Here is a 13,670-nt window from a genome sequence, read left to right as displayed (position 1 = left end):
CACCATGACTTCGAGTCCGTTCGAGATCACGGGTCACACGCGCTTTCTGGCGATCGTGGCCGACCCGATTCACCATGTGAAGACGCCGCAGCGAATCAACGAACTGGTGCGCGCGCACGGCATCGATGCGGTGATGGTGCCGTTGCATGTGAGTGAGGTCGACCTGCCCCGGGTGATGAACGCCTTGCGCGGCATGCAGAACTTTTTCGGTTGCGTGGTCACGGTGCCGCACAAGACCAGTGCGGTCGCGCTGTGCGATGAAGTGAGCGACGAGGCGCGGCAGATCGGCGCTGTCAACGTCGTGCATCGGATGCCCGATGGGCGGCTGCGTGGCGCCATGCTCGACGGCATCGGCTTCGTCGATGGGCTGCGCGGCGCGGGCATCGACCCGGCAGGCCGTAGCGTCTATCTCGCGGGCGCCGGCGGTGCCGCGAGCGCTATCGCGTTCGCGCTGGTGCAGGCCGGCGTGGCTCGCATCACGGTCGCCAATCGCAGTGTCGACAGGGCGGTGAGCCTGGTCGGGCGGCTTCGCGAGGCGCACCCCGCCATCGAGGTCTCGGTCGGTACTTCCGACCCGGCGGGCCACGACATCGTGGTCAACGCGACCTCGCTCGGTCTGCGCCCCGGCGATGCGCTGCCGTTCGATGCGACGCGGCTCGACGCGAAACAGATCGTCGCCGAAATCATCATGGACCCGGCGGAGACCGCCTTGCTGGCGGCCGCCCGCGCCCGCGGCTGCCGCGTGCACGAAGGCGCGCCGATGCTCGCGAGCCAGATTCGCCACATGGCGGCCTTCATGCTCGACCAGCCGATGCCGGCGGTCGCTGCGCGCGCCGGAGCGCCAGCGTGAAACCCTTCGACTATGTGATCGTCGGGGGTGGCGCTGCTGGCTGCGTGCTGGCCAACCGGCTGAGCGCAGACGGCAAGCAGCGCGTGCTGCTACTGGAGGCGGGCGGGGAACCGGCGAGCCGCTGGATCGCGATACCCGCGGGCTTCAGCAAGTTGCTGGTCGACAAGCGCTACAACTGGCTCTTCAAGACCGAGGCCGAAGCCAATACCCACGAGCGCCGCATCTCGGTGCCACGCGGCCGCGGCCTGGGCGGCTCTACGCTCATCAACGGGATGATCTACGTGCGCGGCCAGCGCGAGGACTACGACGACTGGGCGCGCGCAGGTGCGGCCGGCTGGGGCTACCAGGACATCGAACCCTACTTCCGCAAGCTGGAGAACTACGCCGTGGGCGCTGCGCTGCGCGGCAAGGAAGGCCCGCTGCGACTCGAGCGTGTGAGCGAGCGCTTCCCGATCGCGGAAAGCTTCCTCGCCGCCGCCGCGGAAGACGGCCAGCCGATGAACGCCGACTACAACGGCGACGACCAGGAAGGCTTCGGCTACTACCAGGTCAACCAGCACAAAGGCAGGCGCTGGAGCGCGTACGACGCTTACCTCGCACCCGTGCGGCACCGATCGAACCTCGTCGTCGAGACGGACGCGCACGTACAACGCCTGCGCATCGAAGGCACGCGCTGCGTCGGGGTCGTCTATCGGCAGGGCGGGCAGGAAATTTCGGTCGATGCACAGCTGGAAGTTATCGTCGCGGCCGGTGCTTTTCAATCGCCCCAGCTGCTCGAACTGTCGGGCATCGGTCGCAAAGACGTGCTCGGCCCGCTCGGGATCGCAGTGCGCATGGACGCGCCCGGCGTCGGCGAGAACTACATCGATCACTACGCCACGCGCATGAACTGGCGCGTTCGAAATGCCGTGACGCTGAACGAGATGTCGCGCGGCTGGCGGCTGGTGCGCGAAGTCGTCCGCTACTACGTGCAGCGGCGCGGCATCCTGACGCTTGGCACCGGGCTCGTGCACGGTTTCGTGAAGACCCGGCCCGACATGGCGCGTCCGGACGCGCAGTTTTTTTTCATGCATGCGAGCTACGCCAACGCGGCCGAGCGCATCCTCGATCGCGAGCCGGGCATGACCATCGGCGTGAGCCAGCTGCGACCCGAATCGGTCGGCAGCGTGCACGCGACATCGCCCGATCCGCAAACGCAGCCCGCGATCCGGCCGAATTTTCTCGACAGCGCTGTCGATCAGGAATGCCTCGTCGAAGCCATGAAATTGGCGCGCCGCATCGTCGCGCAGCCTGCGATGGCGCACTACATCTCGCACGAAACCGGTCCCGGCGATGCGGTTCACGACGATGCGGAATGGCTGGACTTCGCACGGCAGAACGGACAGACGATCTACCACCCGATCGGCACCTGCCGCATGGGCAGCGATGCGCTCGCGGTGGTCGATTCGCGGTTGCGCGTCAACGGCGTGCAGGGCTTGCGCGTGGTCGATGCATCGGTCATGCCGAAGATCGTGTCGGGCAACGTCCAGGCCGCCGTGATGATGGTGGCCGAGAGGGGCGCTGACATGATCCTGGCGGACCGGCCGCGATGAACGAATCGCCATGAAGAGCCGCGCCACGCTCGAAGACGTCGCACGCCTGGCCGGCGTCTCGCTCGGCAGCGCGTCGCGCGCGCTCTCGGTGCCGCGCGAGGTGCGTCCCGACACGCTCGAACGCGTCCAGCGTGCGGTGTCGCAACTTGGCTACGTGCGCAACGGCGCGGCGCAAGCGCTGGCATCGCGCCGCACGAAGACGATCGCGGCCATCTATCCGACGCTCGACAACCCCATCTTCGCGGCCTCGATCCAGTCGCTGCAGCAGAGGCTGTGGGGCCTCGGCTATCAGGTGCTCGTCGCGAGCCACGACTATGAACCGGCACGCGAGGTCGATCTGCTGCGCACGATCGTCGAGCGCGGCGTCGACGGCATCGTGCTGGTCGGCACCGACCATGCCGACGGCGTGTACGAACTGCAGCGCCAGCACGGGCTGCCCTGCGTGTTGAGCTTCGCCGTCGACGAGACAAAGCCGGGGCAATGCGTGGGCTTCTCCTATCTGGACGGCGCACAACGCATGGCGAGCCTCGTGGCGGAGCGCGGCCACACGCGCATCGCGCTGTGTCCGGGCATCGCCGAGGGAAACGAACGGGTGCGCGCACGCATCCAGGGAACACGCGCTGCGCTGAAGGCGCACGGACTCGCACTGCGGGAAGACTGGATCGTCCAAACCCCTTTCACCTTCGAGGGCGGGCGCAGTGCCATCGCCCGACTCTTCGGCACATCCGACCGGCCGACGGCGTTGATCTGCGGCACCGACATCCAGGCCGTGGGCGCCATCGGCGAGTGCCGCGACCGCGGCGTCCGGGTGCCCGACACGCTCTCGATCACCGGCTCCGACGACATCGAACTTGCCAGCCTCGTGGAGCCGCGGCTCACGACCCTGCGCGTGCCGACGTCGGAGGTTGGACGCCTGTCGGCCGAACGCATCGTCGCCCTGATCGAAGGCCGTGCGCTGGGCGAAACGGGCGCCTTGAAGACGACGTTGACGCTGCGCGAGAGTCTCAAGGACCTCACGCGGAACGAATCGAATCCACCCACAACCGAACAGGAGAACAAGACATGAAACGAATAGTGCATGGTGCAGGCGGCAATGCCGACGTGATGCAACTGGTCGACGACGAGCGCCCCATCCCCGGGCCGGGCGAGGTGCTGATCGAAGTGCACGTGGCCGGCGTCAACCGGCCGGACGTGCTGCAGCGCTCGGGCAACTATCCGCCGCCCAAAGGCGCTTCGCCCTACTTGGGGCTCGAAGTCGCGGGCGTGATCGCGGCGACGGGCGACGGCGTCGATGCCTGGCGCGTGGGCGATCGCGTCTGCGCACTGACACCCGGCGGCGGCTATGCGGACTATTGCGTCGCCGATGCGCGGCACTGCCTGCCGGTGCCGCAGGGCCTCAGCCTGCTGCAGGGCGCGGCACTGCCGGAAACGTACCTGACCGTGTGGGCCAATCTTTTCGATCGCGCGCGGCTCGCGTCGGGCCAGTCGGTCCTGGTCCACGGCGGCTCGAGCGGCATCGGCCTCACCGCGATCCAGCTGGCCCGCGAGTTCGGCGCCACCGTCTACACGACCGTCGGCAACGCGGAGAAGGCGCAGGCCTGCGTGGCCGCGGGAGCGCGCCGCGCCATCAACTACCGCGAAGAAGACTTCGCTGTCGTGGTGGCAGAAGAGACCGCAGGCCAGGGCGTCGACATCATCATTGACATGGTCGGTGCGCCTTACATCGTGCGCAACATCGCGAGCCTGGCGCTCGAAGGCTGCCTGGTGCAGCTGGCGTTCCTGGAGGGCAGCCGCTTCGACTTCGACGCGACCCCGGTGATGCTGAGGCGTCTCACGCTGACCGGCTCGACGCTGCGTGCGCGCACCGCCGAGCAGAAGGCGGCCATCGTGTCGAGACTGCGCGAGAAGGTCTGGCCGGTGCTCGAGCAGGGACGCTGCCTGCCCGTCATCCACGCGGTGTTTCCGCTCGCCCGCGCGGTCGAGGCGCACCAGCTGATGGAGAGCAGCCGGCACATCGGCAAGATCATGCTGGTGGTGAAAGAGGGTGCCGATGCGGCACGCTGACCGCGTCGTGCTCGTCACTGGCGGAAGCGGCGGCATCGGGGCTGCGCTCGTCGAGCGCTATCTCGCCGAAGGTGCCGCCGTGGGCATCGTCGATTTCAACAGCGAGGCAGGAGAGCGTCAAGTGGCCGAGCTGCGCAGCCGCGGGTGCCGCGCACACTTCGCGGCGGCCGACGTGGCCGACTACGCGAGTTGCGAGCAGGCGCAGCATGAGATCGAATCGGTGCTCGGCCCGATCGACATCTTGATCAACAACGCAGGCATCTCGCCCAAGCACGAGGGCAAGCCGGTGCCGGTGCATCGCATGGACCCGGCCGAGTGGCAGCGCGTGGTCGGCGTCAACTTGAACGGCGCCTTCAACTTCTCGCGCCTGGTGACCGGCGGCATGATCGATCGGCGCTACGGGCGGATCGTGTCGATGTCTTCGGTTGCCGCCAAGGCTTACCTGGGCGATATCGTGGCGTGCCACTACAGTGCGACGAAATCGGCCTTGATCGGCTTTACCCGTCACCTCGCCGGCGAACTCGGGCCTCACGGGATCACCGTCAATGCCCTCGCGCCGGGGCGCATTGCCACGCCGCTGGTCCGCACCGTCTCCGATGCCACCAACAATGCCGTGATCGATGTGACGCCGCTGCAGCGCCTGGGCGAACCGTCCGAGGTCGCCGATGTGTGTTGCTATCTCACGTCCCCGGACGCCGCATTCGTGACGGGCCAGGTCATCGATGTCGCCGGCGGCTGGCTGATGACCTGATTCAGCGCCGCGGCGCACCCAGCCGCTGCGACACCGCGTCGGCGCACGCCTTGAGCGCCTTCGCCAGTTCGCCGTTCCAGCGGCTGTCGAAGATGCCGGCCGCACCGATGGCGGTGATGGCCAACTTGATCGCACCCGTGTGGTCGAACACCGGCGCCGACATCGCATTGACGCCCGGCACGATCTCGCCTTCCGAGCGGCTGATGCCGTGGCGCCGAACTTCGTCGAGCTGCACTTCAAAGTCTTTCCATGCCGGCACAGGCGGCTGCGGCGGCATGCCGACAACCTTGGCCGCCCCTTCGCGGTCGCGCAGCTTGCGACGCGCGCGGGCGGCCTCGAGCTGCTGCTTCACGATGGCCGCATCCAGGTAGGCGCCGAAGAGCCGGCCAGACGCCGTGTCGGTCAGCGAGAACACCGTGCCGTGCCGCATGGCGACGTGCACCGCCGCTGGCGACTCCGCAATGCGCACGATGGTCGCGCCGCGATCGCCCCACACCGCGATCGCGACCGTCTGGCCGATGCGCTGTGCCAATGCATCGATCAGCGGCGTCGCGATCTGCACCGGATTGGCCTGCTGCAACCCGATCAACCCCAGTTGCAAAGCGAGCGGACCGAGCAGATAGTGACCGCTGATGGCGTCTTGCTCGATGAGCCCGAGCCGCCCGAAGCTGACCATGTACGGATGCGCCTTGGCGGCGCTCATTTCGGCTTCGCGGGCGAGGTCTTTGAGCGCCATCGGCCGGCCGTTGTGCACCAGCGCGCGCAGCAACTGGCCGCCGACTTCGATGCTCTGGATGCCGCGTTGCGTGCGGTCGATGTCGATGGTCATGGGCGCGTGGCAAGTTCGTTCATGTGAAAAGAGTTAGACATTAACTGATCGGCATCCTAGACTCGATGATTCGCACAGAGCGAACGTATTCTTTTTAGACGAATCGAAGATCGAACCGCCGCGGCATGCGCCCGCGACAAACCGGAGACACGCACCATGACCCAACCCACGAACACCCCCCCCAAAGTCTTCGCCAGCCAGGCCGACCTCGCCGAGAAAACCGTCAGCTTCACCCGCCTCTCCGAGAACGCCTACGCCTACACCGCCGAAGGCGACCCCAACACCGGCATCTTCATCGGCGACGAAGCCGTCATGGTCGTCGACACGCAAGCCACTCCCGGCATGGCGCAAGACGTCATCCGCCGCATCCGCGAGATCACCCCGCTGCCCATCAAGTACGTGCTCTTGAGCCACTACCACGCGGTGCGCGTGCTCGGTGCCTCCGCCTACTTCAAGGAAGGCGCCGAGCAGATCATCGCCAGCCGCGACACCTACGACCTCATCGTCGAGCGCGGCGAACAAGACAAAGCCAGCGAAATCGGCCGCTTCCCGCGCCTGTTTCGCAACGTCGAATCCATGCCGCCCGGCCTCACTTGGCCGACCATGACCTTCGACGGCACCATGAGCGTCTGGCTCGGCAAGAAGCTCGAAGTCAAGATCGCCCAGATCGGCCGCGGCCACACCAAGGGCGACACCATCGCCTACCTGGAAGACCAGAAGATCTGCTTTGCCGGCGACCTGGTCGAGTACCAGAGCACCGCCTACGCCGGCGACTGCTACTTCAGGGACTGGCCCACCACGCTGGACCACCTGTCGGCCTACGGCTTCGAGAAGCTCGTGCCCGGCCGCGGCGCCGCGCTGGAGAACGCCTTCGACGTCAAGAAGGCCATTGCCTCCACCCGCGCCTTCATCTCCGACGTCTACACGATGGTCAACAACGGCGTGGCCGCCGGCAAGAACCTGAACACCATCTACAAGGAAACGATGGCCGCCTTGCGCCCGACCTACGGCCACTGGGTGATCTTCGATCACTGCATGCCGTTCGACGTGACACGGGCCTACGACGAAGCCACTGGCTACGACCATCCGCGCATCTGGACTGCGGAGCGGGATGTGGAGATGTGGAATACGTTGGAGGGCTGACCGTGGCGCCGGTCGACTATCAGCGGCAAGTATTCGACTACGTTCGACATCCGGATCAAGACGCCGCTAAGGACGCAGCTTCGCCAGCGCGTCATCCGGTCGTCGTCGTCGGTGCCGGCCCGGTCGGGCTCGCACTGGCGATCGACCTGGCGCAGCAGCGTATTCCGGTCGTACTGCTCGACAACGACGATCGCCTTTCGACGGGTTCCCGAGCGATCTGCTTTGCCAAGCGCACGCTTGAAATTTTCGACCGGCTCGGTTGCGGCGACCGCATGGTCGTCAAGGGTGTGTCGTGGAAGCTGGGTCGTGTCTTCTTCAAGGACGAGCAGGTCTACGAATTCGACCTGCAGCCGGAACCCGGCCACGAGCGCCCGGCCTTCATCAACCTGCAGCAGTACTACGTCGAAGGCTTTCTGGCGGAGCGTGCCGCCGCATTGCCTCTCATCGACATCCGCTGGCGCAGCAAGGTCAAGGCCATCGCGCAGTTCGACGAGCATGCGGTGCTGACCATCGAGACACCCGAGGGCGACTACCGCATCGCGGCCGATCACGTGGCTGCGTGCGACGGATCACGCTCGACGCTGCGGCAACTCGTCGGGCAAGAGGCGCAGGGCCGAACTTTCAAGGACCGCTTCCTCATCGCCGACGTCAAGATGAAGCTCGACCGGCCGGCTGAGCGCTGGTTCTGGTTCGATCCGGCGTTCCATCCGAATCAGAGCGTGCTGTTGCACATGCAGCCCGACAACGTCTGGCGCATCGATTTCCAGCTCGGCTGGGACGCCGACCCGGAGGAAGAGAAGAAGCCGGAAAACATCATTCCGCGCGTGCAGGCGCTGCTCGCCAACTCGGCCATGAAAGACGCGCCCTTCGAGCTCGAATGGGCCAGCGTCTACACCTTCTCTTGTTTACGCATGGCGCGCTTTCGGCACGGCCGCGTGCTGTTCGCCGGCGACTCTGCGCATGGCGTGTCGCCCTTCGGTGCGCGCGGTGCCAACTCGGGCGTGCAGGACGCGGAGAACCTGGCTTGGAAGCTGGTTGCGGTGCTGCGGGGTCACGCGAGCGATTCGCTGATCGACAGTTACGCCGACGAGCGCGAAGCGGCTGCCGACGAGAACATCCTCAACTCGACCCGCGCCACCGACTTCATCACGCCCAAGAGCGAAGTGAGCCGGCTGTTTCGCGATGCCGTGCTGCAACTCGCCAAGACGCAACCGTTCGCGCGCACGTTGGTGAACAGCGGGCGCTTGTCGGTGCCGGCGACATTGCATGCGTCGCCACTCAACACCGCGGACGTGCAGGGCGATGGGTTCGAAGGGCGCATGGTGCCGGGTGCCGTGGCGGCTGATGCGCCGCTGGCGTCACGCGTCAGAGTAGGCGAGCCCGGATGGTTGCTGCGCGCCGTCGGCACCGGCAACTTCGCAGCGCTGGTGTTCGGCGATGGCGCCGCCGCCGACCGAAGCGCGAGTGCTGTTGCAGAGGGTGCGTCCGCTGCCGATGTGCAGGTCGCAGTCTTTCAGGTGCCGCTCGACGATGCGCATGCCCTCGCCACGCAGCGCTACGACGCACAAGCCGGCACTGTCTATTTGCTGCGTCCCGACCAGCATGTGTGCGCGCGATGGCGGCAACCGGATGCGCGAGCGATCCGAGCAGCGCTCGACCGTGCCCTTGCGCGTGGCTGAAAAGGAACCTGTCATGTCCAGCCCATCGAACACAACTTCAGCCCCTCTCGTCACCACGCCCAATCTCGAAGCGCCCGATGATTTCTACGAAGCGCTCATCGAAGCGCATCAAGGCTTCAACACCGAACAAAGCCACGCACTCAACGCCCGTCTGGTGCTGGTGCTCGCCAACCACATCGGATCGATGGCGGTGCTGCGCCAGGCGCTGACCACGGCGCGGCAGGCCTGAGAAAATTCTGTTCATATCGACCCCTCGTCGAGACATTCCATGACAAGCACAGACATCCTTTCCTATCAATCCGGCTTCGCCAACGAGTACGCGACAGAAGCCGTTGCCGGCGCGCTGCCGCAGCATCGCAACAGCCCGCAGCGCGCGCCGTTCGATCTCTACCCGGAGCTGATTTCCGGCACCGCTTTCACCGCGCCCCGCCACGAGAACCGGCGGACCTGGGTCTACCGCCGCCAGCCCTCCGTAGTGTCCGGCCGCTATGCGCCTTATGAGCAGCCGGTGTGGACCACGGGGGGCGACCGCAGCATCGCGCTGCCGCCGGAGCCCATGCGCTGGGGCGCGATCCCATTCGACACCGCAACCGGCGCGGGCAGTGCCGCCACCGCCGACTTCGTCGACGGCATGCACACGCTGGCCGCCAACGGCGATGCCGAGGCGCAGAGCGGCGTCGCCGCGCACGTCTACCTGGCCGGCCGGTCGATGGACCGTCGCGCCTTCGTCAACGCCGATGGCGAGATGCTTCTGGTGCCGCAGCAGGGCCGACTGGTCATCACGTCCGAACTCGGCGTGCTGGAAGTCAAGCCCGGCGAGATCGCGGTGCTGCCGCGCGGCGTGGTGTTCAAGGTTGCGTTGCCGGATTCGGAGGCTGGCGCGGGTCCGTCGCGCGGCTACGTCTGCGAGAACTACGGCGCGCAGTTCCGCTTGCCCGAGCTGGGCCCGATCGGCTCGAACGGACTCGCGAACGCGCGTGACTTTCTGACGCCCGTCGCAGCCTTCGAAGACGCAGGCGGCGCCTACGAGATCGTCAAGAAATACGGTGGCCGCTTCTGGCGCGCACCCATGAAGCAGTCGCCCTTCAACGTGGTCGCGTGGCACGGCAACCTGGCGCCGGTCAAGTACGACACGGCCAACTTCATGACGATCGGCTCGATCAGCTTCGACCACCCCGACCCATCGATCTTCACCGTGCTGACCTCGCCGAGCGACACGCCCGGCACGGCCAACTGCGACTTCGTCATCTTTCCGCCGCGCTGGCTGGTGATGGAAAACACCTTCAGACCACCGTGGTATCACCGAAACCTGATGAGCGAATTCATGGGGCTGGTCTACGGTGAGTACGACGCCAAGCCGGGCGGTTTCAAGCCCGGTGGCGCCAGCCTGCACAACATGATGGTGCCGCACGGCCCGGATGAAGAAGCCTTCGACAAGGCCAGCCACGCCGACCTCAAACCGCAGAAGCTCGACAACACGCTGGCCTTCATGTTCGAGAGCCGCTTTCGGTTCATCCCGACGCAGTGGGCCATGCAGAGCCCGGTGCTAGACCACGCCTATGCCGATTGCTGGGCTGGCCTCAAGGACCAATTCAAGTCATGACCACGATCAATGAAACGCACGACCCGAAGCGCCGCAGCTGGGTCGAATCGGCCAACGACACGGGCTGCGATTTTCCAATACAGAACCTGCCTTTCGGCACCTTCAGCCGCGCACCGCGACACGAGCGGCGCATCGGTGTGGCCATCGGCGACAAGATCCTCGATCTGCGCATGGCCAAGCTGATCGACACCGACGACATGAACGTGCTGATGGCCGCCACACCAGCAAAACGTGCCGCGTTGCGCTCCCTTATTTCACAAGGCCTGACCAAGGGCAGTGCGCGCCAGTCGGAGTGGGAAAACGCGCTGGTCAATCCTGCGCAGGTCACGATGCACGTGCCCTGCCGCATCGGCGACTACACCGATTTCTACACAGGCATCCATCACGCGACCACGGTGGGAAAACTGTTCCGCCCGGACCAGCCGCTGATGCCCAACTACAAATGGGTGCCCATCGGGTACCACGGTCGCAGTTCGTCGATCGGCGTCAGCGGCCAGCAGTTCAAACGGCCGCAAGGGCAGACCAAGGCGCCCGATGCGGCCGAACCGTCGTTCGGCCCGAGCAAGCGGCTCGATTACGAACTGGAGCTCGGCTTTTTCATCGGCCAGGGTAATGCGCTGGGCGAGCCGATCGGCATGGGCGAGGCCGAGCAGCACCTGTTCGGCGTGACGCTGTTCAACGACTGGTCGGCGCGCGATCTGCAGGCTTGGGAATACCAGCCGCTCGGCCCGTTCCTGGCGAAGAATTTCGCCAGCACCGTGTCGCCGTGGCTGGTGACGATGGACGCGCTTGCGCCGTTCCGCGCGAAGTTCGAGCGGCCGGCCGACGACCCGCAGCCGATGCCGTACCTCGATTCGCAAGCCAACCGCGATGCGGGCGCGCTCGACATCACGCTCGAGGTATTGCTGCAGACCGCAGCCATGCGTGAGGCCGGCGGCGCACCGGTGCGTCTCACGCTCGGCAACACCACGCAGGCCGCCTACTGGACCGCCGCGCAACTGGTTGCGCACCATACGGTGAACGGCTGCAACCTGCAGCCCGGCGACCTGCTCGGCTCCGGCACGCTGTCGGGCCCCGAGCCCGATCAGGCCGGTTCGCTGCTCGAACTCACGATGGGCGGCAAGCAACCCATCACGCTGCCGAATGGGGAGAAGCGAACGTTCCTGGAAGACGGCGACACGTTGACGCTGCGCGGCTGGTGCGAGCGTGACGGGGCGGTGCGCATCGGGATGGGTGAGGTGCGCGGGACGGTGCTGGCTGTGTGAGAAGGGGCGGCTCCTCGAAGCGCCATCAAGGCAGCTTCGCAAACCATCTTTCTAGCCAGATGGGCGGGAGCTGAATCACTCCGCCGTCATCGCCAGTTCGGTAACACACGTAGTTGTCATGCCAGGAAACCCAACCCGGCTCTTGATTTTTAAACCATCTATCCGCGAGAACTTCGCTCTTGTCCTTCTTGCGGAGTCGCAGCTGGGCATGGTTGTTGGCGCCGGCTCATATCTGACCCATATGCCGGCATTGGGCTGACCCATACCGTTACCTCCCGAACCCAATGCTGGCAATGATTACCAATTCCGGCTGATGGGTCAACGACATTCCCAGTAAGTGGTTCGAATCACGACCGGCCGCAACACAAGTGGTTGATCAACGCCGCCACTTTGGCACGTCGATGCCGGTACGGGTGGGGGCGTTCATCCCATTGCTTACCGGTCAACGGACCGAACCAGACTGGATGCTGTCGGCCATTGACCTCCCGAATGGCCGCGTGCGCCGATACTTGAGTTTGGCCGGCGCCATGAACGTCTGTCCGCGGTAACTCAGAATTTGCCGTTCGGCACCTGCGGGGGGATTGGCCGATCAACTACTCGGCGACGATGTCCTGCGCACAACAGCTCCTGATGGCGGCGAACTGGTACTTCCGACCCGAAGCGCATGAGCCACAGTGTGAAAGCGGTCCCTCGACGACAATTAAACTTGCTTTCGACCACCCTCTGCCGTGCAGCTCGAACAATACAAGCTCAGTTCAGTGCCCGCTTGGGATGCAGGCCTTCGCCTGATGGCGCCACCACTCTCGACGCGCGGGGCAGACCTTCGAGCACGCGGTTTGCATCGAGGGAGCGGATCGGGATGGTTGCGTCTCGAGGGATGAGGCCATGGGCGATCGGGTTCTCATAGCGCAGTGCACAGACCCGCAGGAAGGAGGAGAAGTTGCCGACAGCGTCGCGTTCGACCACCAATTCGTCGTAAAGCCTTTCGATCAACTGCGCCACGGTCATGCCATCGCGGCCAGCGATCTCTTCCAGCACAGCCCAATGCAGGTTCTCCAACCTGAGGCTGGTGACTACGCCATGCAGGCGTACGGATCCGGTGCGGCTCTCATAACTGGCGGGGTCGGCGCTGATGAATATCTTGCACATTGATGACTCCTGTCGGGGTGACCCGTCGGAATGCTACAGGCTGATGCGCGTGCCGAGCACGATCAAGAATTGGGCGATCCACGCCGGGTGCGCAGGCCAGGCCGGCGCCGTCACCAGATTGCCGTCCGTCACGGCACTGTCGATTGCGATGCCCATGTACTCAGCGCCCGCAAGCTCCACCTCGACCTGGCAGGCCGGATAAGCGCTGAGCTTGCGGCCCGTGATCATGCCGGTGGCGGCCAGTATCTGCGCGCCATGGCAGACGGAGGCGATAGGCTTGTCGCTCGACAGGAAATGCCGTGTGATCTCGATGACGCGCGCGTTCATTCGGAGGTATGACCTTGCCCCCGGAATCCGTACCCCATAGCCGAGTTCATGAATTGGCTTGCTGTGGCTGATTGGCAAGCCAGTCCTGCTCGAACTGCATCGGGCTGACGTAGGCCAGTGTCGAATGCAGCCGAGCGCGGTTGTACCAGAGCAGCCAGTCGATGGTTTCGTCCTTCGCCTCGCGTCTGGTCTTGAATCGCTTGCCGTGCAGTCGCTCCACCTTCAACGAGCCGAACAACGTCTCGCTGCATGCGTTGTCCCAGCAGTTTCCTTTGCGACTCATCGAGCCGGTGATGCCGTACTCCTGGAGTGCGTCCCTGAAGGCCTGGCTGGCGTACTGGCTGCCCCTGTCGCTGTGGAAGAGCAGCCCGGCCTGCTTGCCCGGATGACGCTTGAACCACGCCATGCGCAATGCATC

At 65.5% G+C, this 13,670-nt stretch carries 13 protein-coding genes and 1 pseudogene; 10 read left to right on the top strand and 4 right to left on the bottom strand.

What is annotated here, in order from left to right:
• Nucleotides 1-4: 4 nt before the first annotated feature.
• Genes QN413_RS23480 through QN413_RS23460 form a run of 5 tightly spaced genes read left to right on the top strand, consistent with a single transcriptional unit; the run spans nt 5 to nt 5,257 of the window.
• A complete protein-coding gene (locus tag QN413_RS23480; protein WP_323499011.1) occupies nt 5-850 on the top strand; it encodes a shikimate dehydrogenase in 846 nt (281 codons plus the stop codon).
• Nucleotides 847-2,442 carry a GMC family oxidoreductase gene (locus tag QN413_RS23475; protein WP_323499010.1) on the top strand — a complete coding sequence of 532 codons (1,596 nt, stop codon included), beginning with the start codon at nt 847-849 and terminating at the stop codon, nt 2,440-2,442. The genes QN413_RS23480 and QN413_RS23475 overlap by 4 nt, the downstream gene beginning before the upstream one ends.
• A gap of 10 nt (nt 2,443-2,452) precedes the next feature.
• Nucleotides 2,453-3,508 carry a LacI family DNA-binding transcriptional regulator gene (locus QN413_RS23470; RefSeq protein ID WP_323499009.1) on the top strand — a complete coding sequence of 352 codons (1,056 nt, stop codon included), beginning with the start codon at nt 2,453-2,455 and terminating at the stop codon, nt 3,506-3,508.
• Nucleotides 3,505-4,506 (top strand): NAD(P)H-quinone oxidoreductase, encoded by a 1,002-nt coding sequence (locus QN413_RS23465; RefSeq protein ID WP_323499008.1) that lies wholly within the window; start codon nt 3,505-3,507, stop codon nt 4,504-4,506. Before QN413_RS23470 ends, QN413_RS23465 begins: the two co-directional genes overlap by 4 nt.
• Complete coding sequence (locus QN413_RS23460) at nt 4,493-5,257, top strand: SDR family NAD(P)-dependent oxidoreductase (protein WP_323499007.1); 765 nt, start codon at nt 4,493-4,495, stop codon at nt 5,255-5,257. Before QN413_RS23465 ends, QN413_RS23460 begins: the two co-directional genes overlap by 14 nt.
• Nucleotide 5,258: 1 nt before the next feature.
• Here the strand turns inward: QN413_RS23460 and QN413_RS23455 are convergent, their stop codons facing one another.
• Entirely contained in the window at nt 5,259-6,086 is an 828-nt protein-coding gene (locus QN413_RS23455; protein ID WP_323499005.1) for an IclR family transcriptional regulator, read from the bottom strand.
• 156 nt (nt 6,087-6,242) lie between these two features.
• Here QN413_RS23455 and QN413_RS23450 point away from each other — a divergent pair, with 156 nt between their 5' ends.
• Genes QN413_RS23450 through fahA form a run of 5 tightly spaced genes read left to right on the top strand, consistent with a single transcriptional unit; the run spans nt 6,243 to nt 11,776 of the window.
• Nucleotides 6,243-7,229 carry an MBL fold metallo-hydrolase gene (locus tag QN413_RS23450; RefSeq protein WP_323499004.1) on the top strand — a complete coding sequence of 329 codons (987 nt, stop codon included), beginning with the start codon at nt 6,243-6,245 and terminating at the stop codon, nt 7,227-7,229.
• Nucleotides 7,208-8,908, top strand: coding sequence for an FAD-dependent oxidoreductase (locus tag QN413_RS23445; protein WP_323499003.1), 1,701 nt, complete (start codon nt 7,208-7,210; stop codon nt 8,906-8,908). The genes QN413_RS23450 and QN413_RS23445 overlap by 22 nt, the downstream gene beginning before the upstream one ends.
• A gap of 13 nt (nt 8,909-8,921) precedes the next feature.
• Complete coding sequence (locus QN413_RS23440; RefSeq protein ID WP_323499002.1) at nt 8,922-9,137, top strand: DUF2783 domain-containing protein; 216 nt, start codon at nt 8,922-8,924, stop codon at nt 9,135-9,137.
• A 39-nt stretch (nt 9,138-9,176) separates the two neighbouring features.
• A complete protein-coding gene (gene hmgA, locus QN413_RS23435) occupies nt 9,177-10,511 on the top strand; it encodes a homogentisate 1,2-dioxygenase (RefSeq protein WP_323499001.1) in 1,335 nt (444 codons plus the stop codon).
• The gene (gene fahA, locus QN413_RS23430) at nt 10,508-11,776 is read left to right on the top strand and encodes a fumarylacetoacetase (RefSeq protein ID WP_323499000.1); all 1,269 of its coding nucleotides are present in this window, start codon (nt 10,508-10,510) and stop codon (nt 11,774-11,776) included. Before hmgA ends, fahA begins: the two co-directional genes overlap by 4 nt.
• Nucleotides 11,777-12,526: 750 nt before the next feature.
• Here the strand turns inward: fahA and QN413_RS23425 are convergent.
• The 3 genes and pseudogenes from QN413_RS23425 to QN413_RS23415 form a co-directional block, all read right to left on the bottom strand.
• Nucleotides 12,527-12,925, bottom strand: coding sequence for a ribbon-helix-helix domain-containing protein (locus QN413_RS23425; RefSeq protein ID WP_323498999.1), 399 nt, complete (start codon nt 12,923-12,925; stop codon nt 12,527-12,529).
• Nucleotides 12,926-12,958: 33 nt separating this feature from the next.
• A pseudogene (locus tag QN413_RS23420) lies at nt 12,959-13,279 on the bottom strand (DJ-1/PfpI family protein); the annotation flags it as partial.
• Nucleotides 13,280-13,298: 19 nt separating this feature from the next.
• Nucleotides 13,299-13,670 (bottom strand): IS3 family transposase (locus QN413_RS23415; protein WP_323498998.1); only part of this gene is annotated, 372 nt, incomplete at its 5' end.

The sequence above is a fragment of the Variovorax sp. LG9.2 genome (genome assembly GCF_035018885.1).
Lineage (GTDB): Bacteria > Pseudomonadota > Gammaproteobacteria > Burkholderiales > Burkholderiaceae_C > Variovorax.
Note: the sequence above shows the minus strand (reverse complement) of the source record. Positions and strands in the feature narration are given on the sequence as shown.